At 55.3% G+C, this 21,160-nt stretch carries 23 protein-coding genes; 11 read left to right on the plus strand and 12 right to left on the minus strand.

Annotated elements, in window-relative coordinates; all coding sequences use genetic code 11:
• Nucleotides 1-184 precede the first annotated feature (184 nt).
• The 4 genes from Poly41_RS11455 to Poly41_RS11470 form a co-directional block, all read right to left on the minus strand.
• The gene (locus tag Poly41_RS11455; RefSeq protein ID WP_146526303.1) at nt 185-436 is read right to left on the minus strand and encodes a hypothetical protein; all 252 of its coding nucleotides are present in this window, start codon (nt 434-436) and stop codon (nt 185-187) included.
• Nucleotides 436-1,821 carry a sulfatase gene (locus Poly41_RS11460; RefSeq protein ID WP_146526304.1) on the minus strand — a complete coding sequence of 462 codons (1,386 nt, stop codon included), beginning with the start codon at nt 1,819-1,821 and terminating at the stop codon, nt 436-438. Before Poly41_RS11460 ends, Poly41_RS11455 begins: the two co-directional genes overlap by 1 nt.
• Nucleotides 1,822-1,970: 149 nt before the next feature.
• On the minus strand, nt 1,971-2,141 hold the full coding sequence (locus Poly41_RS11465; protein WP_231615598.1) for a hypothetical protein: 171 nt from the start codon (nt 2,139-2,141) through the stop codon (nt 1,971-1,973).
• A 103-nt stretch (nt 2,142-2,244) separates the two neighbouring features.
• Nucleotides 2,245-3,684, minus strand: a complete 1,440-nt coding sequence (locus Poly41_RS11470) for a Gfo/Idh/MocA family protein (RefSeq protein WP_146526305.1) — start codon at nt 3,682-3,684, stop codon at nt 2,245-2,247.
• Between the two features lie 32 nt (nt 3,685-3,716).
• Here Poly41_RS11470 and Poly41_RS34020 point away from each other — a divergent pair, with 32 nt between their 5' ends.
• Nucleotides 3,717-3,863, plus strand: coding sequence for a hypothetical protein (locus Poly41_RS34020; RefSeq protein ID WP_197231229.1), 147 nt, complete (start codon nt 3,717-3,719; stop codon nt 3,861-3,863).
• A 157-nt stretch (nt 3,864-4,020) separates the two neighbouring features.
• On the opposite strand, the gene Poly41_RS11475 is transcribed toward Poly41_RS34020, so the two are convergent.
• A complete protein-coding gene (locus tag Poly41_RS11475) occupies nt 4,021-4,284 on the minus strand; it encodes a hypothetical protein (RefSeq protein ID WP_231615599.1) in 264 nt (87 codons plus the stop codon).
• Nucleotides 4,285-4,401: 117 nt separating this feature from the next.
• Between Poly41_RS11475 and Poly41_RS11480 the strand changes: the two genes are divergently transcribed.
• Both Poly41_RS11480 and Poly41_RS11485 read left to right on the plus strand, forming a co-directional pair.
• Nucleotides 4,402-4,737, plus strand: coding sequence for a hypothetical protein (locus tag Poly41_RS11480; protein WP_146526307.1), 336 nt, complete (start codon nt 4,402-4,404; stop codon nt 4,735-4,737).
• A 116-nt stretch (nt 4,738-4,853) separates the two neighbouring features.
• The gene (locus tag Poly41_RS11485; protein ID WP_146526308.1) at nt 4,854-5,153 is read left to right on the plus strand and encodes an MTH1187 family thiamine-binding protein; all 300 of its coding nucleotides are present in this window, start codon (nt 4,854-4,856) and stop codon (nt 5,151-5,153) included.
• Between the two features lie 144 nt (nt 5,154-5,297).
• Here Poly41_RS11485 and Poly41_RS11490 read toward each other — a convergent pair whose 3' ends face one another.
• On the minus strand, nt 5,298-7,217 hold the full coding sequence (locus Poly41_RS11490; protein WP_146526309.1) for an OPT family oligopeptide transporter: 1,920 nt from the start codon (nt 7,215-7,217) through the stop codon (nt 5,298-5,300).
• Between the two features lie 271 nt (nt 7,218-7,488).
• Entirely contained in the window at nt 7,489-8,067 is a 579-nt protein-coding gene (locus Poly41_RS11495) for a hypothetical protein (RefSeq protein ID WP_146526310.1), read from the minus strand.
• 337 nt (nt 8,068-8,404) lie between these two features.
• Here Poly41_RS11495 and Poly41_RS35660 point away from each other — a divergent pair, with 337 nt between their 5' ends.
• On the plus strand, nt 8,405-8,539 hold the full coding sequence (locus tag Poly41_RS35660; protein ID WP_146526311.1) for a DNA alkylation repair protein: 135 nt from the start codon (nt 8,405-8,407) through the stop codon (nt 8,537-8,539).
• Here Poly41_RS35660 and Poly41_RS34025 read toward each other — a convergent pair.
• The 4 genes from Poly41_RS34025 to Poly41_RS11515 form a co-directional block, all read right to left on the minus strand.
• Nucleotides 8,494-8,796 carry a hypothetical protein gene (locus Poly41_RS34025; protein ID WP_197231279.1) on the minus strand — a complete coding sequence of 101 codons (303 nt, stop codon included), beginning with the start codon at nt 8,794-8,796 and terminating at the stop codon, nt 8,494-8,496. The two genes, Poly41_RS35660 and Poly41_RS34025, sit on opposite strands and share 46 nt — an antisense overlap.
• A 184-nt stretch (nt 8,797-8,980) precedes the next feature.
• On the minus strand, nt 8,981-9,817 hold the full coding sequence (locus Poly41_RS11505; RefSeq protein WP_231615600.1) for a 3-keto-disaccharide hydrolase: 837 nt from the start codon (nt 9,815-9,817) through the stop codon (nt 8,981-8,983).
• A gap of 7 nt (nt 9,818-9,824) precedes the next feature.
• Nucleotides 9,825-10,631: a CBS domain-containing protein gene (locus tag Poly41_RS11510; RefSeq protein WP_146526312.1), complete on the minus strand. Its 807-nt coding sequence runs from the start codon at nt 10,629-10,631 to the stop codon at nt 9,825-9,827.
• Nucleotides 10,632-11,866: 1,235 nt separating this feature from the next.
• Entirely contained in the window at nt 11,867-12,754 is an 888-nt protein-coding gene (locus tag Poly41_RS11515; RefSeq protein ID WP_146526313.1) for a helix-turn-helix transcriptional regulator, read from the minus strand.
• Nucleotides 12,755-12,907: 153 nt separating this feature from the next.
• On the opposite strand from Poly41_RS11515, the gene Poly41_RS11520 reads away from it, so the two are divergent.
• The 7 genes from Poly41_RS11520 (at nt 12,908) to Poly41_RS11545 (ending at nt 19,229) form a co-directional block, all read left to right on the plus strand.
• Nucleotides 12,908-13,960, plus strand: a complete 1,053-nt coding sequence (locus tag Poly41_RS11520; RefSeq protein WP_197231230.1) for an NAD-dependent epimerase/dehydratase family protein — start codon at nt 12,908-12,910, stop codon at nt 13,958-13,960.
• Nucleotides 13,960-14,763, plus strand: coding sequence for a hypothetical protein (locus Poly41_RS34030; RefSeq protein WP_197231231.1), 804 nt, complete (start codon nt 13,960-13,962; stop codon nt 14,761-14,763). The genes Poly41_RS11520 and Poly41_RS34030 overlap by 1 nt, the downstream gene beginning before the upstream one ends.
• Nucleotides 14,760-15,572 (plus strand): adenylyltransferase/cytidyltransferase family protein, encoded by an 813-nt coding sequence (locus Poly41_RS11525; protein WP_197231232.1) that lies wholly within the window; start codon nt 14,760-14,762, stop codon nt 15,570-15,572. The genes Poly41_RS34030 and Poly41_RS11525 overlap by 4 nt, the downstream gene beginning before the upstream one ends.
• A gap of 10 nt (nt 15,573-15,582) precedes the next feature.
• A complete protein-coding gene (locus Poly41_RS11530; protein WP_146526315.1) occupies nt 15,583-16,677 on the plus strand; it encodes a mannose-1-phosphate guanylyltransferase in 1,095 nt (364 codons plus the stop codon).
• Complete coding sequence (locus Poly41_RS11535; RefSeq protein ID WP_197231233.1) at nt 16,658-17,245, plus strand: NUDIX hydrolase; 588 nt, start codon at nt 16,658-16,660, stop codon at nt 17,243-17,245. The genes Poly41_RS11530 and Poly41_RS11535 overlap by 20 nt, the downstream gene beginning before the upstream one ends.
• Entirely contained in the window at nt 17,242-18,492 is a 1,251-nt protein-coding gene (gene manA / locus Poly41_RS11540; RefSeq protein WP_146526317.1) for a mannose-6-phosphate isomerase, class I, read from the plus strand. The genes Poly41_RS11535 and manA overlap by 4 nt, the downstream gene beginning before the upstream one ends.
• Nucleotides 18,493-18,755: 263 nt before the next feature.
• Nucleotides 18,756-19,229: a DUF1569 domain-containing protein gene (locus Poly41_RS11545; protein ID WP_146526318.1), complete on the plus strand. Its 474-nt coding sequence runs from the start codon at nt 18,756-18,758 to the stop codon at nt 19,227-19,229.
• Between the two features lie 1,135 nt (nt 19,230-20,364).
• Here Poly41_RS11545 and Poly41_RS11550 read toward each other — a convergent pair.
• On the minus strand, nt 20,365-21,150 hold the full coding sequence (locus Poly41_RS11550; RefSeq protein WP_146526319.1) for an RNA polymerase sigma factor: 786 nt from the start codon (nt 21,148-21,150) through the stop codon (nt 20,365-20,367).
• Nucleotides 21,151-21,160: the final 10 nt, after the last annotated feature.

Consider the following 21,160-nt stretch of genomic DNA (forward strand, 5'->3'; position numbering starts at 1 on the left):
CTCGTATCGAAGTATTGCAAAGGGAACGTAATGCTGTTTCGCGGAATTGGGTTCTTGTCCGATTGCCGCTCGAACGTCGACAGCCGGAGCGATGAGGACTAGGCCAATGATCACCGCAAAGAGAAGACGCAAGCGTTTAGATTCGACAACTACTGCCACAGTCGCGCTCCACATACATTATTCGTTAATCAACGGCACAGGCTACCGCGAAAGCCAGCATCCGTTTGAGAATGTCGCCGATATTGAACTGCGAAGGTGACATGGCAGCATCGCGGTGCTGGTGCACGTAATCGATCGCCAAGGCATCGTCTACCGATGACTCGGCGATTGCGTCAAATTTCAACGCCATCCGAGTCAACATGGCTGCAATCCGTTTCAGTTTGGCCTTCAGTTCTCGGGCGCCCCGGTCTGGGCGATGGCTGAGCGTGGCATTCATCACTTTGGAAGCAGGAGCTCCTTCAATTGCTTCGCCATCGCAGCTCGCCGATCCGCATGCGCAGGATCAGCGACGAGGTTGCTCCACTCATTTGGATCTTGGCCATGGTCGTAGAGTTCCTCGCTGCCATCCTCGTAGCGGATGTAGCGATGAGATTCGGTTTGCACCGCGTAGTGGCCTTCCCTGCAATTGATCAGCGCCGGGTAAGGCCAGGCTTCCGATGGGTTCTTAATCAGTGGCCGCAGGCTTCGTCCTTCGCACTTAGGATTGGCGGGGAGCGAGCACAGATCGACCAGCGTGGGGTAGATGTCGAGCAGACTGACGACGCGGTCACAACGCTGTCCCGCCGTGACGCCGGGGCCAGCGATGATCATGGGCGTCCGCGAAGAGCGTTCCCAGACCGTGTGTTTTTGGAAGGTGTTCTTTTCACCCATGTGGTAACCGTGGTCGGACCATAAAATCACCAGTGTATTGTCGGCGTAAGGGCTGGCATCCAGCGCATCGAGCACGCGTCCCACCTGCGCATCGACGAACGAAATGCAGGCCAGGTAGCTGTGAATCATGTCCTGCCACTGCTCTTCCTCCATTGCCCATTCAGTGCGCGGATACCCGTCATTGAGGAGGTCACGTGCCGCGTCCGACACGTCCTTAAGATCGTCGGGCTTGAAGGGTGGGCGAGTGAGCTTGCTCGGGTCAGGATACAGATCGAGCCACTTCTGAGGCACATGCCAGGGAACATGGGGACGAAGGAACCCAACCATCAGCATGAACGGTTCCTTACGCTTTCTCTCAAGGCGCTCTACCGCCCAGCTAGCAGCTTGATGATCACTCATCTCCTCGTCGTTCCCCGGGTAGGCCCCCCAATCCGTGAGCGTCTTCTTGCTTGGCCAGTTCAACTTAGTGCCTCCCGGAAGCTTGTTCCAGCCTCCGCGCCCACCCGACATCGCCACACTTCCTTTCGGAACATGTTCGTGAAGCAGTTTACCGACTGCCATTGTCTTGTAGTCGTGGTCGCGAAAGTAGCTATGCAGCAGCCAGGTGCCCTTGCTCTCGGCCAGCTTGGCGACCTTTTGGTCTTCGAAAGCCTTCTGTCCCTTGTATCCCCCAAGACTGCCAATGCTAAGGCCGGTAAAGAGACTGGCGCGCGACGGTCCGCAGAGCGGGTAGCTGCAATGCGCATTCGTAAAAACCTGTCCCCGCGCCGCCAATCGGTCCATGTTGGGCGTGATCGCATCCGGATATCGGCCCATAAATTTCGGCCAGTCGTTGAGGTCATCGATGGCAATGAAGAGCACGTTGGGTGGGGCTTCCGCAGCACGGACGGTGATCGTGAAGACCGAGCAAAGCCCGATGAGGAGTGCGATGTAGCAACACGTGGTTTTCATTGTTAATTGTTCCCATTCCAGAAACGGACTGATAGCGACTAAATTTGAGCGTATCTCACTGGTTTTGCCAGAGATCGCGAGCGTATTCTATAGGATCGGCAAATTTTCGCACCCAGCCTATCGCCTTCGAACGCACGCGAATGCTGGTTTCAAGAGTGCAGCAAGGGCGTACTCACGACATATGCGTCATCGAGCATTTCATCGACAAGTTTGACGATCACTTCACCTTCGCCCACGCCAAAGGCATCCATGTGGACGGCAAGAATCGCATCGCTATCTTGCTCCGTGGCAATGCGAATTTTGACTGTGTCTTGCGTCATGATTGAAGAGCCAATAACACCAGGATGCAACTGCCGTCGCCGATGGCGTTGATGCCTGGTGGCCTTCGATTTCACTTTGGGCTGGTCTGCGTGGAGACGTTGGTTACACTTCCAAATCCCAGCCCTGGCGGTAAGGACGCCGGATGAATTTCCCAAGCTCGGGTTGTCCAACAATCTCGAGCTTTTCCGCATTCCACTGCAGATGCTGTGCGGGCATCCGCTGAGCGAGTACGCCCAGCAGGATGGTTTCGGTCATTGGACCCGCCAAATCGAAATCAGATTGCCCTCGCTGGACCTTGCCCTCGATCGCATCGAACCACTCCATGTAGTTATTCTGTTCGCGAGCACGCGGTATCGAAGGTTCGGGCATTTCAAAGTCGTCGGCCAATGTGGACGGCTTCAAGACCCATTTCCGCGCTCGATTGAAGAACAGTTTGCCTTTTTCGCCGATCACGACACTGCCATATTCTTTGAAATCCTCTCCATCCAGAACGTCCTCGCCTGGATGGTTATAGGCGTCGCCATGCTTCTTCAATTGCCAATTGTCTCGAACAAAGGTTGCGTCGATGTAGCCATCGTACCAATGAAACTTAAAGCCTTCGGAACCGGTCAGATCATTCGGTCCAAACTTCCAGGTAATCTTGGAATTGATCGGAGGCGACAACTCTGTCGCACCCACTTGTTCGGCGATAACGCTTTGGGGCGATCCGGGCTGCATCGACCAGTAGCCGAGGTCCATGATGTGGCATGCCATATCGCCGAGGGCACCGGTGCCGTAGTTCCACCAACCACGCCACGCAAACGGTGCAATCCATTCGTTGTAATCGACCCATGGAGCAGGACCAACCCACTGATTCCAATCGATGCCTTCGGGGACAGGTTGGCGTGGCGGAGGTGACGCGAATCCTTGAGGCCAAATGGGGCGATTGGTCCAGGCATGAATCGATTTGACTTTGCCAATGATTCCCGCTCGAACCAGTTCAACGCAGCGACGCATATGATCGTTTGCGTGTGCCTGGTTGCCCATTTGCGTCTTAACGCCAGTCTGCCTGGCAACGGAGGTCATCGTGCGGGCTTCCCAGATGCCATGCGTAAGCGGCTTCTGACAATAGACGTGCTTGCCAGCCTGCATTGCCAGGATTGATGCGTGGAAATGATGGTGATCGGGCGTCGAAACTGTCACCGCGTCAACTTTGTCTCCCATTTCGGAGAGCATCTCGCGATAATCGGTGTAGAACGCGGCGTCGGGGTATGCCGTCTGACCTTGGATAATTTTCTCAAGCCTTCCTGCTGCGTTCTTTAGCTTTCTTGCGTCGACAACATCCACCAGAGCGACCACCTCAAAACCGGCCTTCCCGCATTGTTCAACGTCTGTGCGTCCTTTTCCACCAGCACCGATGCCAGCCAGTGTCGGACGCTGCAGTCGGCCCCACGCGTGACTAGGAATAAAGTAGAAACCGGCAGCCGCACCAAACGAGGCGCCAGCGGCTTTTCCAAATTGACGCCGTGAAACCGAGTTGTTTTTCTTGGGAATGGTAGTCATGAAGATATCTCGACCTGAGCAGTGTGAGAATTGTGGCAAAGTTCCTGCTGGACAACGGTGTGCTAAGCTTAGCCGATAATTTCGTATCGGTCGATGAAATGGAGTCGTGTGCTCAAACGCACGGTTTGTCGCGCGTCGTGAAAAATATGCTCGCGGTCCTCGCTGCCGAGAACGAGTAAGCCTCAAAGAACTTCAGAGACGAAGGAAGGGATCAACCACAATCCTTTTGAGCGGATTTTGATTGCGAACAGCTCCGGTGTCGGCCATTGGTGCGAGCAACGGAATGGAAAAAACTCTCTGAATTCATGCCGGTTGCCTGGGCATGAGTGGGCACGCTCACGCCAAGAAACGGAGTTTGGTCAGAGGCGGGTTGCTGCGAATGATCTCACCGGAATCCGATACCTTCAAATAATAGGACGCCCCAATGTGGACCGCTGTTGAGTAAGCGGAGTCCCCCGTCGGCTCCAACTTCTCCCAGATGTTGACCCGATAGTTGCCGTTGTGGTGCTGACACACCTCCACTCGATGCAGACGGGGTGGCCTGCCAGTTTTCTCCAGAATCTGCGATTTGATTGTTTCCGTATGGTCTGATTCCGTCACGGGTTCATCTTTCTGCGGGACTGTTTGATCGACTTTTGCCATTTTTTCCTCGGCCACTAAATTGCAATGAGACGCCCAACTGTAGCGGAACGGAGTTCAGTTCGATACGAGTACGGAGTGAATTCACATCGATTCGCTCACCGTGCAACGAAAACGGGACGACAATTCCGAAGGTTGCTATCAAGCGGTTTTTCCCACCCCTTATTGATTGAGAAACCAGAAACGCCACATCAATGCTATCGATTGTGCAGCAAAAACGGCAACGGTTTGGCAACGACGACCGTTGACTGCCAACTCGGTCCTCCAGCGACTGCCGTCCGTGATGCCGCCTGGGCCGGCCTGCTTCAAGATAGCCAGAAGCGACCAGGATCCAGAACGGAAACGATGAACCCGCATCGCTGGTTGCATCCGCGACCTTGGCTTTACGATATCGCAACAGAAATCGAAGTTTGAAATTGATGGCCCCTCGTGGACTTCTCCGAACAAACGCTGCTGCCTTTCTCTGCGCACAAGTCTATACTTGATTCTAGAAATGTTTACCCAGTCGGAAAACGAGAGGCTTATCGGAGATGAAAGTGATTGTAGATTTGTGTGTTGTCCCGATAGGTGTTGGTGTATCCGTAAGCAAGTACGTCGCTGAGTGCCAGAAAGTGTTGCAGGAAGCTGGATTGGAGCATCAGCTCCACGCTTACGGCACAAACATCGAGGGTGACTGGGATGATGTGTTTGCTGCGATAAAAAGGTGCCATCAACGTGTTCATGCAATCGGAGCGCCACGAATTACCACCACGATCAAAGTTGGAACTCGCACGGACCGAGAACAGTCAATGCAGGACAAGATCGCCAGCGTGACTAAGAGCCGACCCTAGAATTCCCCGCCCACTCGCCCTTCATCCACACCAGGATGTGGGGTAGCAAGACGGGATGATGCCCGAGCCTATCTTGGATAGCGATGGTCCATGGAACGCATCGGCCGTTCAAGGTGTTGTTACTCAGCGGAATACCGCCGTGTTCTATTTTTTGTTTTGCGGGAGCGGTTTTGACATAACAACGAAAACGATCACGATCAATACCGCTGCCAAGCAAGAGATCCCTGTCACCATTCCAGGTGGAACTCCGAGCTTGAGCGATTGAATTCCGATCGCTGCCAACCCCGCGATGCCGACCGCGGTGAGTGCCTCGCCAGCAATGACACCAGATGAAAACAAGACGCCGCGATGCAGCACCGCATCCTGCTCTTTATCCGGTTTGTCCTTGGAATAGAAATAGGCGGTCAAGCCACCGATCAAAATGGGTGTCGCCAATCCGAATGGCAAATACATACCGACCGCGATCGGCATCAAGTGAGCCCGAAATTTCGCTCCACTGCGTTTCAAGGCTTCATCGATCAATAGGATTGCGAATCCCAATCCGACACCGATTCCAATCCTCCTCCACGGCAGTTCGCCCTCGCCTGCAAAACCTTTGGCTAGGCTCGCGAACAAGCCGGCTTGGGGAGCCGCGAGCTCCTTGCTTCCGATTCCACCGCCATGTTCATGAAGCAACGTCAAAACCGGTGCCATAACCAATGCCGCTACGGACACTCCGGCGATCTGCATCAACTGCTGCCTAAAAGGGGAAGCACCAACGAGGGAACCGGTTTTCAGATCATTGCAAACGTCGCCACTGGTGCAGGCTACACAGCACACGATCGCTGCAATGCCAAGGGTCGCGACCATGCCGTCCATGCCTGTGTAGTTCGCTAAATACAACAATGCACCAGCGACTAGCACCGCCGTGATCGTCATGCCAGAAACAGGGCTGTTCGAATTGCCGACCAACCCAACAATGTAACTGGCAACCGCAGTGAAAAAGAACCCCATGACTAACATGACGATGGTCGATAAAAGCGTGATCCCCGCGTTGCCAGTGAACCAGTAGTTCATCATCGAAAGCGACAGGACGCATAGCAAACCTAGCATCAGAATAGCCCACGAAGGGATGTCGCGATCGGTGTCCTCCTGCATGACATCTTGATCGCCCGTCATGCCGTGCCACAGGTGTGCAATGGCAGCCACCAACCCGTGTCGCACAGCGATCAACGCGTTGAAACCGCCAACCACCATGGCCCCCACGCCAACATAGCGCAGCTGACTATTCCAGATGCCATACGCTTGATCGACGGCGCTGTCGGCGCCGTCGCCGGCCAACCCACCGCCGAGCAGCGGTATGCCGATTAACCAAGCCATCGCGCCACCGATAAATATCAAGATCGCCACGTTCAGCCGGACGATGTATCCCACGGCGATCAACATCGGCGAAAGGTCACCGCCGAAATAGAAGATTCTGGAATTGGCAATGCCCGCCGTTTCCAAGCTGCCACTCATCAGCCCCATAAATCCGCCCACAACCTTTACCACGCCACCCAGCACGCCACCGACAATCAGACCTTTTCCGGCTCCGTCCTCTTCGCCCACTTCTCCGGCGTGGAGCACCTTGGCACAGGCAACCCCCTCGGGATATTTCAGTTCTTCGTTGTCGACCACAAATACCTTCCGCATGGGAATCATAAACAGGATTCCCAACAAGCCACCGGTGAAGGCGACGAGCGTTACGGTCCAATAATCGAATTCGGTCCAATACCCGATCAGAATCATGGCCGGCATCGTGAAGATAATCCCAGCCGCCAAGGACTCGCCGGCCGAAGCGCACGTTTGAACCTGGTTCGCTTCAAGGATCGTTGAGTTCTTGAAGAACAATCGAAACAGCAGCATCGCCATGACCGCGGCGGGAATCGACGCCGAAACGGTCATCCCGGCTTTGAGCCCAACATAAACATTGGCGGCTCCCATCACCACGGATAGGATCAAACCCAACACAACAACGCGAACGGTAATTTCCACCGTTGATTTCGAAGCGGGTGCGGCGGGCCTCTCGGAAAAATTGTCGGACATGCGTTAACTCAAAAACATATTGATGGCGTAAGAAGCGGCCAGGCCAAACGGATTGTGAAGTGCAAGGAAAGGGATCGACCCAAATCCACCGAGAAGCCCAGCTCCGGCAATGTAGAGCGTAGGTCCACGGCGAAGTCGCGAGGTTGCCGCGTTAGTCTGCCTGTTCGATTTCACCGCTATTGGTGGAGCGTATGGATTCGCAGTCATGGTGATGACGTTCACAGAACGAATTGGATATCCAACGTTTCATGGACTTGGCCGAGTTTGATCCTTACCAGTACCCGGCTTGTTGATAGACGGTGTTTGATGTTGGGTCAAAAAAGTAATTCGCTCCGCCGCCGTCGCGTTGCACTGGGCTGTGGAACTCGAAAGCTCTTTCAAGCGGCGGCCAATCCAGCCCTTCGAACCGATAATCGAACTCATCGTAGGTCGCAGCGTCACCATCCTCCAGCTCTTCACGAGGGATAGCAGAGCGCCCATCTGTCTCCAGCCACAATTGATCGAGATAATCTCTCAGCTCGGTTTCGGATATCGTGTATTTCGCTCGGTGCCCCATAGCGAACTTGTCGAGCGTGATAACTCGCGCCGCGGGAGGCAAGTACCGCTCAACCCGGAGATCCTTCACTTCGGCAAAGTCGTCATAGTAAAACACGCCAAAACGCGTAGCGTCCATGAACGACATGATCCCCGAACAAACTGGAATAAAGGCGAGGCACGCCAAGACACTTGAGATCAAGAAAGTCTTACCAAGATTCCTCTTGAAAACATACGCTGCTAGCGTAGCGATCGCAACAAAGCCGGTGAGCAACCAAAACGTAATCTTAAACGGTAAGACAAGGGGCCAGAGCATGAGCTGCTTATTGACAAGAAGGTAGGGGGCTATCACTCGTATTGTACCAATTCGATCCACGAGCAGCACACGTCATGAAATTTCGACCGCCACCGGTGTCTTTCGTCCTCTCGTCAACCGCGATACAACTTACTTCATGCGTTATCGCATCACAAGCAAGCCCGTCATCGAGCCTTAGCGTGGCCAAAAAGAAAGCAAGAAAACGAGACGTCGCTAGGACGACAGCAAAGCAAGTTCTTTCGGCGATTCGAGAACTGGCTCGCGAAGATAAGGCTGCGTTCTTGCCAGGCTTCTTTCAGGCTGTGCCTGGTGACGATGGCAGAAGGCGATCGGATGAATGCTTCGCGAAGTGGGAAAACGCGATCAGCCTCGACGGGAAAAGATCTTGAAGAGACATGCTAAGACGATGCCGCGAACGATGCTTCGTTACTCAATTGAAAAGTCGTCGAGGGAAGAAAGAACGAGATGTTGATGTTTGAAGACTTCCGATTTGGGACGCTGTGGAACATTGACAAGATCCTCCATTGCTAGAGGCGAAATGCGAAATCGCTTTGCGAGTTTTTGCAGTACGCTGCCATCACCGAGCCCATGGACGTCGACCCAAAGTAGGGAACCGGTTTTGCCGAGCTTTGGAAGCTCCTCGACGGTCGGGCAGACGAAAGAGGATCGATCTTGGCCGCTCAAATGGGTGACACGCATTTCCACTGGGCTGGCATTCGGGCTAATCACCAGTGTTCCTGGTCGCGAGCCCGCTTTAGGGTGCCGTTTCTTGAACATGTCTTTGCTGTGAAATGAGGATGCCGGTTGGTCTGATCAAACAACCTCGACATTCCCAAAACCCCCCTTTCAACGTCAACCCAGATGTCGTCTCATTGACTTAGGGGTCTCTGTCATCCCTTGATCCGATGTTGCGTCACTTCTTTGCATTCGCCTCCAACATTTTCTTCACTCGCGATTGCTCTTTCGCCAAAGCGGAACCGGTAACACTCAGCGGTTGGAAATGGGGATCGGGGGTGATGGTTTCGTTGCTAGGGATCTCACGCCAGCGTAGGTTGCGGAACCACACATCCTGTCCATGATCCTGAAGCCAAAGAAGGCCTCCGCGGCCGGTTAGGTCGCCGCCCCGAATCGCGAGCAGTTTGACGTATTCGGACCATTTTGGCTCGCTGTAATCGAACGAGAGAACGCGATGGCCATTTAGCCAGTGTTCGATCACGGTGCCCTGGCAGATCACGCGTCCCGTGTTCCAATACCCCACCGGGCGGGTCACGTCCTGGCTCGGTGCCATACAGAAAAAGAGCGATGCCGCGGACTGGCGAGCGTTCTCGCCGTACGGGCTGCCCACGTTATCGAGTACCTGATACTCGACTTGACCGGGTCGGTAATAGACTCCGGAGTTGCAACCCTTCGAGACCTTCCATTCAAATCGCAGTTCAAAATCCTCGGGTACCGGCGCGGCGGTGTAAGTCAGCGAACCGCCCGCCGTCTGGCGATAAAAGGCCCCCTCCTCGATCACCCAATTGCCGTGATGCTCCCACCCGACGAACGTCTTGCCATCAAAAAGAGAATCGTATCCATCCTCGGGCAGCGGCGGGTTGTTCACCGGGGACACAACGTGTGCTTGATCGGTGCTCTGCTCCATCTTCACGTTGCCGGCAACGACCGTCTCGTCTTCGGCGTTTACATTATGGGCGTTCGTCGGCAGTGCGAACCCGAAGAGGAGCAAAAGAACGAGATTCTTAGGATTCATGTTGGCGTTAACGTATCGAGGCAAGCAGCTTGAGCGAAAACTCTTTCCGAGTCAGCATCCCGACGATAGTGTCATGCTCGTCTTCCACCAGCACGATCGCGTCGCCTCCGTAACGGAAGACATCAGCCAACTCACTCGCCAACATGGTATCGGGGACCGTTCGAACGGGAGTTGTCAACGCACGAATTTCGAAGTTGTCGTCATGCGAAAAAATAAGTGACTCGGCAGACACGATGCCAACGAAGGCATCCAGCGACCGATCACATACAACATAATTCGCATGTCCGGAGGCATGGACTCGGTCGAGCATCTTGGCCCTCGAGTCGTTGACGTCCAACGCAATCATTTCCTTTCTGGGCCGCATCAGTTCCCGCAACGTAGCGTTTTCGAGAGGAAACCCGTTGACGGCTCGAAAGTCAATGGTTTCCGCAGCGGACAACTCGCGATCGGCATCACCCCCTTTCGATGGTGTCTCAATCGCACCAAGCGGAGTGTTACAGTTGTAGCAAGTTTCAACATCGGTGGGAAAAATCGCTCCACAATCGGCACAGCGTCGAATTCCAGAAGCCTTCGGACGTTCTGGGATTTGAAACTCGTCCAAAATTTTCATCACGCCGGTATCACTCAATGGGTCTCGCTCTTCTTCTTCCTGATGTGCCACAGCAAGGACCTTCGCCGCGCCATCAATGGGGCGGGAAAAAACGAATTGCGTTTGGCAATGAGGGCAACGCACTTCGCGATTGAGCCATCCCAGGTCACCACGCACTCGGTGGCCATTGGGACATTCCGTGGTCAGGTACTCGACGGTGGTCATGGAGTTGCTGTTCGACAAAGGTGTTCGGGACCTATCATTTTTAACACCTCGGACCGTCCTTGGTTTTGTGTAATCTGACGAGATGCCGCTTCAATTTCATTGTAAAACGAAATCGATTTCGCTGCGACCGTCCCGCGATCGCCGACTCCCGCCATATCGTCTGGCTTGGAGCAGTCGATCGCCAAATTCGCTATGGCCACCTCTTTCGAGAAGACAAACCGACTCTTTGGTTCGATCGCACTGCGGAGCCCCCTCATCCCCAGCCCTTCTCCCCCGATTTCGAGGTCGTCCGGTTTTTAAGTTGTGACGAACACAGTGTTTCGGTATCCAACCACCCCTGCCCGCGCAGCGCTCGTTGTACCGCGCATCTCGGGTGGTGTCTAATGCATCTGGGGGGGTAGGTGACGAGATTTCGCTCTGGACTTTCGACAAACCGCTGCGAATGATTGTTGCCTTGCGGTTCGCGCTGGTGCTGCGAACATGGGAAAGCCTGTTGCACGGAGGTGCGGTTCATGGGTGCGGTGGCTCTCGGACTCCTCGGTCAAAAAACCGGCTCATTCGACCGAAGCGCGCGGAACCCAGACTCAAGGTTTTTTGGAGGTATGGCTCCGGTGTCCAATGATCTCTTAGAAAAGAGTCCCCGACGGTCGGTCGTCCGCCGGGAACCGGTAGCACCCTTGGCGTACCGTCGACCGGGATATCCCTTGTCAAGTTGCACCTCTGCAGAGCTCGACTCCGTTTCTACCGGCAACTGCGCGATAACAAGTGAAAATAGCTCCTGCCAGCAATGATGGGACACCGGAGAGATGCCTCGAAAACCTCCTGCGCACGCTTCCGCCGGATGAGCCAAAAAACCTATGTGCGCAAGAGCCTCAGCAAGCTTACACCTTCGCAAAAATCGGACAGGCGACGCAGTCCCCCCATCTCCGAGAAGGAAAGTATTCGTTGGCTCGAAGGATCTTCCCCCGAGCGTCCGCGTCAACGTGGTGCTGTGCGAAGAGGTAAATCTTGTAAGTCTTTTTCAATCAACAACTTAAAAACCGGACGACCTGCAAATCGGTGGAGAACGGAGCCAGTGTGGGATTTGAAGATACCAAGGCCACAGAGGGAGGGTAGAGTTCGTAAACGCCAATTTCTTGAGCTCTTATGAACTGCACCACCTGTTTGGGTGAGGCAGTGACCTTGGGTAAGGCGGTGGCCGCCTTCGACGACTAAGGTCCGTTCCAGGAACGGGGTCACCTCAGTCTGCGAAAAGCAACGGGTGAGATTCCGAAAACGGATCGAAACACTCGAGAAAAATGAAAGGGGTCAATAAAGCCGCAGTCCTTTGCCACCTGCTTAACCAGTGCGCCAGGTTGTTGCAGTCGCTCCGCTGCATCGTTCATCTTGAGCCGGAGCATGTATTGGTAGGGGGAACTGTTGTCAAATCGACGAAACAGGCGGCACAGGTAGGCGTTGCTGATGTCACACTCGCTGGCGATCTGGTCGAGCGACTGCAGGCGTAGGCAGTGCTCTTGGATATGTTGCCGACATCGCTGAAAGGTTTCGAAAGCGAGCGTTTCGGATCCCTTGATCGGCGCGCGGGATGTGGTGATTCGCAGCACAAGGCACTCTAGCAATTTGGCGCAGAGCTCCTCACTGCCGCGATGGGCTTGCGATCCGGCTTCGATCAACTCGTCAAACAGCGGTTGGAGCGCGTTGGGAGGAAAAACCTCCGAAATCCGACCGGGCTTTAGCCCGCATGATTGCAGCAGTGCCAGCGCGTGGGTGCCCGAAAAGTCGACAAAATACTTGACCATTGGCTGGGCGGGGTCCCCATTGATCCGCTGGGAAACGTTGGGCCCATAGGAAAACAATCGTCCGGGCTGCAACGCGTCGCAACGATCGTCAAGCATCACGTTGCCGCGTCCTCGCGTCACATACTCGATGGAAAAAAAGGGGAAGGTATCGCGACAAATGGCGTAGCTGGGAGTGCAGTGCTCGTAGCCACCACAGACGACGACCAGTGGTCGGTCCTCGGATGGGGACAGATCAAGATAAAACCGTCTCGCTCCGGCCACGTCGGACGAGAAGAAGTCAGGAGCCGGGGAATCCCCTCGCTCAGAGCGTGTTTTTGGTTTCATCGAACAAATTCCTGATCAGGTCAATAATATCCATGCAATAGCTAAGTATAGCCATTCCCTGCCAGTTTGGATTGAATATAGTTTGACATCGTCGGACAAGACAGAAACCCAATCTGTCCGCTTCTCAAACCCAACCTAAAGGAAAACCGTTTCATGAACACCGAAACCAAACGAGTCGTGGAAAAAGACGCCCCAATGAAACCGGAGGACTTGATCGTCATCACGGGTGCCGGCGGCTTCATTGGTGGCAATCTCGCGCTGTACTTCAAAAACAAAGGGTTCACAAACATCCGAGCGGTTGATAAGAAGCCGCTCTACGAATGGTACCTTCACGTTCCTGGCGTTGAGAACTTGTGCTTGGACGTGAGCAATGAAACGAATTGCCGTCGCGTCTGCGAAGGTGCCGTAGAGGTCTACAACCTTGCCGCAGACATGGGCGGGATGGGATTCATCGAACGCTTCCGCGTCGAGTGCCTTCGTTCGATTCTGATCAATACCCATATGGTCGAGGCCGCCTACAATGCCGGTGCTCGCCGTTACTTCTTTTCCAGTTCGGCGTGTGCTTACAACACAACGCTTCAGGAGGATCCGAATGTTCGCGCTCTCAAAGAGTCGGACGCGTACCCTGCGATGTCCGAACGTGGTTACGGTTGGGAGAAGTTGATTTCGGAGCAGTTCTGTGAAGAGTACTGGCACGAGCGGGGAATGAAAACCGCGATCGCACGCTTCCACAACGTCTATGGCCCTCATGGCACCTGGGACGGTGGCCGTGAAAAGGCGCCCGCAGCGATGTGTCGCAAGGTGATCGAAGGGATCGACAAGGGCGACCTTAGCATCAACATTTGGGGCAGCGGCGAGCAGACCCGGAGCTTCATGTATATCGATGATTGTGTGAAGGGGATTGACATGATCACCCACTGTGACGACCTGATCGCCACCCCGATCAACCTCGGTTCCAGCGAAATGGTTTCCATCAATAAGCTGGTCGATATGGTCGAAAAAATTGCGGGAGTGAAGATGGAGCGAAGTTACGACATGGATGCGCCCCAAGGTGTGGCCGGTCGCAACTCGGACAACACCTTCATTCAGAAGGTTCTCGGTTGGGAGCCAAACACGTCGCTCGACAGCGGGCTTGCCGCCACTTACGAGTGGATCAAGACTCAATACGACGCACGCAAAGCTGGCAAACGCGTAGGGATTGGCTGATGAACACGCACACCTCCTCCGCGGTTGGCAAGCTGTTAGGCTCGATACCCAACCGTCTGCAATTGGCGGGCGGTTGGATTGACCAACCGTTTGTTTCTGAGCACAACCCGAACCCGCCCGGCTCGATGGTCGTGGTGCAAATTGAACCCGATTTTCGGCCGATGGATCGCTCTGGTATCGCCAGCGGTACGCGGGCGATCGCGATGAAGATCTGGGACGGACAGCTGCCGGATCTTCCGCTCGAGGATCTGGTGCGTGAACTCTACGAGGTCGAGAACGAAGGCAAGTCAGAACCGAGTGGTTCGCAGGACATGATCGGACTGATCTACCCTGGTGTGAATCGCTTGGATTATGACTTTCAAGTCCAAGGCGGCGTGTTCCCCTGCCATGTTGAATCGTGCAACCGAGCTGACGTCGCTCGTTGGCTCGAGAAGGTTTTGCATGTGATCCCCGTGGAGCCTCGGCCGGATGGCTACAACCCGTTGGGCGAAAAACATCTCGACGCGGAGTGGGCCGGAAAGCTGGGCCAATCGGGTCAGGATTGTTATGACGCGATCGTGCGAATGGACGCGAAGGCACTCGGTGCGTCGCTCAATCTGACCATGCAATGCTGGGCGACTCTGTTGCCTCACGTCGTCCGACATCCGCTGCTGAGAGTAGATCTGATGTCGCTCTTGCAAGCTTATCAGCAGGAATACTCGGGAGCCATGTATTCCGGTTGTGGCGGTGGCTATCTTATCGTCGTTTCCGAAGTACCGGTTCCCGGTGCCTTTCACGTCAACGTCCGGATTGCGAATTCATGAAAAGCGTCATTGTTTCGTCGAGTTTCGACAACCTCAGCTCTCGCGATATGCGTTTCCTGGAGGAAGCGTCTCAACTCGGAGAGCTGCATGTGCTGCTATGGTCGGATGAAGCCGTCCGCAGCATCACGGGAGCGGAACCGAAATTTCCGCTCGCCGAGCGAGAGTACTTCTTGCAGGCGGTTCGGTACGTCACGAAGGTGCACTTTTCCGAAGCGGCACTTGACCCGGATTCGCTGCCCGACATTCAAGGGTTCCGCCCGGATGTGTGGTGTGTCGATGAGCAAGGTGCCTCAGCCGAGAAGCAAACCTACTGCGCCGCCCATGGCATTGAATACTCTCTTCTGACCGCAGAGCAGACCGCTGGCTATCCAGTGCCGGCGCCGCTTCCTGCCTCTGGGAAAAAGAAGGTTGTCGTCACCGGGTGCTACGATTGGTTTCACACCGGGCACGTTCGATTTTTCGAAGAGGTTTCTGAGTTGGGCGACCTCTACGTGGTGGTCGGGCACGATGAGAATATCCGGCTGCTGAAGGGCGACGGGCATCCGATGTTCAAAGAGGATGAACGCCGTTACCTTGCCGGTTCTCTTCGCTACGTCACGCAGGCGTTGGTTTCATCCGGAACGGGGTGGATGGATGCCGAGCCGGAGATCGAGACCATCAAACCGGACCAATATGCGGTGAACCAAGACGGTGACAAACCGGAGAAACGCGAGTTTTGCAAGCAGCACGGCATCGAGTATGTTGTGCTCGAGCGTACGCCAAAGCCGGGGCTGACCCCGCGATCCAGTACCGATTTACGAGGGTTTTAGATTCATTGCTATGAGACATGCACTCATCATTGCTGGTGGTTCCGGCACTCGACTTTGGCCGATGAGCCGAGCCAACTTGCCGAAGCAGCTGATTCCGTTTATCGGCGGAAAAAGCTTGCTTCAACTCGCCTTTGACCGCCTCGAAGGACTCGTTCCCGCATCAAACCGCTATGTTTGTGCGGGCCAAGGCCATGCCGAGGTGATCGCGGATTCGCTCGTCGGTTTCTCTGGCGAGCAGTTTCTCGGCGAACCGATTGGACGGGACACGCTCAACGCGGTCGCTTTCAGCGCGGCGGCGATCGCTGCGCAAGACCCCGACGCGGTGATCGCGGTCTTTACGGCCGACCACATTATCGAACCCATCGACGAGTTCCTGAAAATTGTCGATCACGGTTTCCGGCTCGCCGAGCAGGACGCCGATACCCTGGTTACCTTTGGAATCGCACCCACGGTCGCGGCTACGGGTTACGGGTACCTTGAACTTGGCGATGTGATTGATGATTCGGCGAGGGTTGTCAAGGAGTTCCGCGAAAAGCCAGATCAAGAGACGGCGGGCGAGTACTTTGCTGCGGGGCCGCAGCGTTATCTGTGGAACAGCGGGATGTTCGTTTGGAAAGCTTCGACACTGCTCGAGTGCGTTCGCCGCTACGAACCGGAGATCTCTAAAGGCATTGATCAAATCGGAGCCGCATGGACAACACCCCAGCGGGACTCGGTGCTGGCAAAGGTGTTTCCGACCTTGAAAAAGATCAGTGTCGATTTTGCGGTCATGGAACCGGCCTCACGTGACCTTCGAGTGCGCGTCGCGGCGGTCCCCATGCCGCTCCAGTGGTTGGATGTCGGATCCTGGCCGATGTTCGCCGAAACCTGCGAAAATGACGGCGACGGCAATTCGCTGGGTTCCGGACGCAGCATGCTGCTTGATACCCGACGTACGTTGGTGGCATCGAGCGATCCGGAGCACTTGATCACGACGATTGGATGTGAGGATTTGATCATCATTCATACGCCGGATGCGACGCTGGTGTGTCGCGCCGACCAAGCCGAAGAGATCAAGCAACTCCATCAACTCGTTGGCGAGAAATATGGACCCCAGTGGCTCTAAGTTAGCGGAATGGGAAGTTCTGGAACGCCGCGAAGTCTACAGCGCGCCGCCGTTTCTCGCCCTCAGCGTCGATCGTGTTCGTCTGCCCGATGGACACGTGGTCGAGAATTTTCATCGCATTGAGAAGCCCGACTATGCCCTCGTCGTACCTCGCTGTCGCGACGGTCGGATCCTGCTGCTTCGGTCGTACAAACACGGCATCGGCGCGATCGGTCTGCATCCACCGGGAGGGCATCTGGACAAGGGTGAATCTCCGTTGACGGCGGTCCAACGCGAACTCCTTGAGGAAACGGGTTATACTGCCGCCCGCTGGCATAGCCTGGGCAGTTACGTTACCGATGCAAATCAGGGCGTCTGCCGCGGGCACTTCTTCATGGCCGAAGATGCCCATCCGGTGGCAGAGCCTGCCTCAGGCGATCTCGAAGAGATGGAATTGGTGTGGCTTGCACCGGATGAACTGCAAGCCTCGATTCACGCCGGCGAAGTCAATTCACTTGGGGCGATCGCGGCGATCACCCTGGCCTTCAACGCTGGGCTTCTCAACCCAAAATCTTGCGACAACCAATGAAACCTCTCGGACTGCTCAAAATACGTGGCGTCGTCCAACACTACGACTGGGGTGGCTTCGATTTTATCCCCCATCTGCTGGGCCAACCCGAGCTATCGGCCAAACCCTGCGCCGAGTTGTGGATGGGAAGCCATGCCAATGGTCCTTCGGTTGTCCAAATCGACGACGCGACCCTCCCACTGCCTGAGTTGATTGCTCGTTCGCCCCGTCAGGTGTTGGGCGAACGTGTGGCGGAGCGATTCGCGAACCGGTTGCCCTATCTGTTCAAAGTGCTCGACGCTCGAAAGATGCTCTCGATCCAGGCTCATCCCTCTCTATCGCAGGCAGCCGAAGGATTCGAGAAAGAAGAATTAGCGGGCGTGTCAATCACCAGCCCGAATCGAAACTACAAGGACCGCAACCACAAGCCAGAAGTGCACGTTGCGCTGACCGATTTCTGGATGTTGCACGGATTTCGTCCGCTTGAGGAAATCGCCGACACGCTCGACTCGGTACCCGAGTTACAAGTCTTGATGCCAGATTTTCGGGAACAGCTTGTCGCGGCGGGCGACGACCCGGAGGCACGCGCTGCGCTGCTTCGGACACTTTACGAACAAACCATGACGATGCCGCAAAGCGAAGTGGATCGGATCCTGGACCCGCTGCTGCAGCGTTTGGATCACGTCTCGGACAAGGACGATCCGAACTTTTGGGCAGCGCGGGCGGCACGGGAGTTTCCGTTACCCGATGGTCACCGTGATCGCGGTATCTTTTCGATCTACCTGCTCAACCTTGTGCGATTGAAACCCGGTGAAGCCACCTACCAACCCGCCGGCACACTGCACGCGTATCTTGAGGGGGTGAACGTCGAACTGATGGCGAATTCGGACAATGTGATGCGTGGCGGCCTCACTCCCAAGCACGTCGACGTCGCAGAGTTGATGAGTGTCCTCTGTTTCAACGACGGATCTGCAGAGAAGCTACGAGGCCAATCGGTATCCGACCTCGAAACCACTTTTCCGACTCCCGCCGAGGAGTTTGAGCTTAGCCGAATTGAACTCGCGGGGCATCAAGCCTATCACAGCGGTGTTCGAAACGGCCCTGAGATCCTGATCGTCATGAAAGGATCCTTGTCGGCACTCAGCGGTGACCAATCGTTGCAGCTCAAAGCGGGCGAGATTCTTCTCGCCCCCCAGACTCTGAGTTACACGTTGGACGCTGGCGCGGAGCCCACCGTGCTTTTTAAAGCCTCCACGCCGACGCGCTGAACCCAACCCAGATCGACTCGAAATGGCAACTGCTGCCGAAAATCGCTGGGCAATTCCATTTTGAATTTGCGTAGCTTTCCAACAGCTGAGGCTTCCAGCCGAAGCAAGTCATTCCTGACTGCGGTTGGAAGCCACTGCCACGACCAAATCACGCAGCGAACAAAAGTGATTTGCCCTGGGAAATCGTTCGCTGCTGGCCGATTTCATTTTGGTACGCTACAATCGCTACCACTCTTTTCCGCTTTTCCTGGGTACGTGATTCCATGCCAGAAAATCCGCAACGACGTGAATTGACCTTCCAGAAGCTTGATGAGGTTGTTACGGAAGTAGAACGACTCGCCTCAGGAGAAGTTCGCACGTCTGGGAATCATTCCTTCGGGCAGATTCTGAATCACTTGGCGTTGAGTCACGACGTATCAACGGGTCGTCTCGCTGCTCCGGCACCTCCCTTCTTCATGCGGTTGATGATGCCGTTAATGAGACGGATGGTGATTGGTACGAAACCGCTGAAACCTGGGATTAAGCTACCAGCGAGCGGAGAAGCGTTTTTTTGGCCGGACAAGGAGATCGACGTTCCGACAGCGATGCAAGCCTTCAAGGAATCCGTGGACTACTACCAAAGTAAGGGGCCGCTGGAAAAGCATCCGTTTTTTGGCAAGCTCACAAAGGAAGAAAACCTGCAACTCTGCTGTCGCCATGCCGCGCTCCATCTCAGTTTCGTTCACCCGGTGTCATAGAGGTCGTGCCGTTTTTAAGCCGTTCTTTATCGAGGAGTTACGGTATGGTTACCTCTCCTTTGGGAGAGGTCGAGCCTAAGCGAGGGAGAGGGAAGACAGGCTGCGATGACAACCTGAAATTCCAGCACGGTTTCTGTACCGGCCCTCCCCCTCGCTGCGCTCGACCCCTCCCGCTGCGCGGCTCGTTGTACCGCGCATCTCGGGTGGTGTCTAATACATCTGCGGGGTAGGTGACGAGATTTCGCTCTGGTCTTTCGACAAACCGCTGCGAATGATTGTTGCCTTACGGTCCGCGCTGGTGCTGCGAACATGGGAAAGCCTGTTGCACGGAGGTGCGGTTCATGGGTGCGGTGGCTCTCGGACTCCTCGGTTAAAAAACCGGCTCATCCGACCGAAGCGCGCGGAACCCAGACTCAAGGTTTTTTGGAGGTATGGCTCCGGTGTCCAATGATCTCTTAGAAAAGAGTCCCCGACGGTCGGTCGTCCGCAGGGAACCGGTAGCACCCTTGGCGCACCGTCGACCGGGATATCCCTTGTCAAGTTGCACCTCTGCAGAGCTCGACTCCGTTTCTACCGGCAACTGCACGATAACAAGTGAAAATAGCTCCTGCCAGCAATGATGGGACACCGGAGAGATGCCTCGAAAACCTCCTGCGCACCCTTCCGCCGGATGAGCCGAAAAACCTATGTGCGCAAGAGCCTCAGCAAGCTTACACCTTCGCAAAAATCGGACAAGCGACGCAGCCCCCCCATCTCCGAGAAGGAAAGTACTCGTTGGCTCGAAGGATCTTCCCCCGAGCGTCCGCGTCAACGTGGTGCTGTGCGAAGAGGTCAATGTACCCGAAGGGGAGGATCCGATTTGCTGGATGCTGGTGACCACCTTACCGATCGATACCGACAAGGACCTTGTGGATCGGAATGCAACGCTGCCACGACCTGTCCAACGCATGGAACACATTCGGACCAGGAGCCAAAAAAATTTCACCGGATTAGGATGTGGGGTACAACGAGCGCTGCGCGGGCAGGGGTGGTTGGATACCGAAACACTGTGTTCGTCACAACTTAAAAACCGGACGACCTCCGAAAATCAGGGGAGAAGGGATCCAGGATATCCGGCGAAGTGATCGCTGCAAGTTCACTCCAACTCGGGCGTGCTATCGGCTTCCCCTGCAAGTGACAGCGCTTGGATCAAGTAATCCAATTCTGATCGGACCTCCTCTTCACTCCCGACCGTTTCCGAGATTTCTGCTTTGACCGCAGCACGGAACCGTTTCCGCAAACGGTGCACCGCCATCGCAGCGGCCTCCGGCGAGAGGTTAAGTTGCTTCGCAAGTTCGGCGGATGTCGGCATTGCGGCATCACCCGTCAAACACGGCTTGAGACGCTCAAACTCTTCGAGTTTGCCTGCCTGTTCATGCTGCAGGGAGAGTGCCGCCAGCACACGTTCAAGCAACTCCACGGCCCAATGACGATCAAAGAAAGCATCAGGTGGGAAACCCGCGGAGTCAATCAGCGGCATATCACAGGACTCACGATCCGCGGAGCCCGGCGCGTGAATCGAGAGAGGCTTCTTACCCGCACCACGCTTCGCCGCCATGCGTTGGTCATTTGCGTCGGAGAGAAAATGCTTAACACACCCGAGCATGTAAGACCGAAACCTTCCTCGACTCGGCTCCGCTCGCTCAAAGCCCTTGCCATCGAGAACCCGAGCAAAGAAATCCTGGGTCAAGTCATGAGCGTCCTGCGGCGAACGACAAGACTTTTGTATGAAGGCTTCCACTGGTCGGTAATAGGCCGTGCAGAGCATGCCAAGTGCTTTGCGTGCTTCAGCGGAATCCCCGCGAGCTGCAACCACCAACGTCCACTGGGTCGTCGTGAACCGCTGTTGCCGAGCGTCGTCGAAGCGAGCCGATTGCGTCATGGTTGGCCAC

It is taken from the genome of Novipirellula artificiosorum, assembly GCF_007860135.1.
In the GTDB taxonomy this organism is placed as follows: domain Bacteria; phylum Planctomycetota; class Planctomycetia; order Pirellulales; family Pirellulaceae; genus Novipirellula_A; species Novipirellula_A artificiosorum.

What these genes read in the sequence shown, in the direction of transcription:
- Poly41_RS11455 (WP_146526303.1), bottom strand. Translation starts at nt 436, where the DNA reads ATGAATGCCACGCTCAGCCATCGCCCAGACCGGGGCGCCCGAGAACTG.
- Poly41_RS11460 (WP_146526304.1), bottom strand. Translation starts at nt 1,821, where the DNA reads ATGAAAACCACGTGTTGCTACATCGCACTCCTCATCGGGCTTTGCTCG.
- Poly41_RS11465 (WP_231615598.1), bottom strand. Translation starts at nt 2,141, where the DNA reads ATGACGCAAGACACAGTCAAAATTCGCATTGCCACGGAGCAAGATAGC.
- Poly41_RS11470 (WP_146526305.1), bottom strand. Translation starts at nt 3,684, where the DNA reads ATGACTACCATTCCCAAGAAAAACAACTCGGTTTCACGGCGTCAATTT.
- Poly41_RS11485 (WP_146526308.1), top strand. Translation starts at nt 4,854, where the DNA reads ATGAAAGTGATTGTAGATTTGTGTGTTGTCCCGATAGGTGTTGGTGTA.
- Poly41_RS11490 (WP_146526309.1), bottom strand. Translation starts at nt 7,217, where the DNA reads ATGTCCGACAATTTTTCCGAGAGGCCCGCCGCACCCGCTTCGAAATCA.
- Poly41_RS11495 (WP_146526310.1), bottom strand. Translation starts at nt 8,067, where the DNA reads ATGCTCTGGCCCCTTGTCTTACCGTTTAAGATTACGTTTTGGTTGCTC.
- Poly41_RS35660 (WP_146526311.1), top strand. Translation starts at nt 8,405, where the DNA reads ATGCTTCGCGAAGTGGGAAAACGCGATCAGCCTCGACGGGAAAAGATC.
- Poly41_RS11505 (WP_231615600.1), bottom strand. Translation starts at nt 9,817, where the DNA reads ATGAATCCTAAGAATCTCGTTCTTTTGCTCCTCTTCGGGTTCGCACTG.
- Poly41_RS11510 (WP_146526312.1), bottom strand. Translation starts at nt 10,631, where the DNA reads ATGACCACCGTCGAGTACCTGACCACGGAATGTCCCAATGGCCACCGA.
- Poly41_RS11515 (WP_146526313.1), bottom strand. Translation starts at nt 12,754, where the DNA reads ATGAAACCAAAAACACGCTCTGAGCGAGGGGATTCCCCGGCTCCTGAC.
- Poly41_RS11520 (WP_197231230.1), top strand. Translation starts at nt 12,908, where the DNA reads ATGAACACCGAAACCAAACGAGTCGTGGAAAAAGACGCCCCAATGAAA.
- Poly41_RS34030 (WP_197231231.1), top strand. Translation starts at nt 13,960, where the DNA reads ATGAACACGCACACCTCCTCCGCGGTTGGCAAGCTGTTAGGCTCGATA.
- Poly41_RS11525 (WP_197231232.1), top strand. Translation starts at nt 14,760, where the DNA reads ATGAAAAGCGTCATTGTTTCGTCGAGTTTCGACAACCTCAGCTCTCGC.
- Poly41_RS11530 (WP_146526315.1), top strand. Translation starts at nt 15,583, where the DNA reads ATGAGACATGCACTCATCATTGCTGGTGGTTCCGGCACTCGACTTTGG.
- Poly41_RS11535 (WP_197231233.1), top strand. Translation starts at nt 16,658, where the DNA reads ATGGACCCCAGTGGCTCTAAGTTAGCGGAATGGGAAGTTCTGGAACGC.
- manA (WP_146526317.1), top strand. Translation starts at nt 17,242, where the DNA reads ATGAAACCTCTCGGACTGCTCAAAATACGTGGCGTCGTCCAACACTAC.
- Poly41_RS11545 (WP_146526318.1), top strand. Translation starts at nt 18,756, where the DNA reads ATGCCAGAAAATCCGCAACGACGTGAATTGACCTTCCAGAAGCTTGAT.
- Poly41_RS11550 (WP_146526319.1), bottom strand. Translation starts at nt 21,150, where the DNA reads ATGACGCAATCGGCTCGCTTCGACGACGCTCGGCAACAGCGGTTCACG.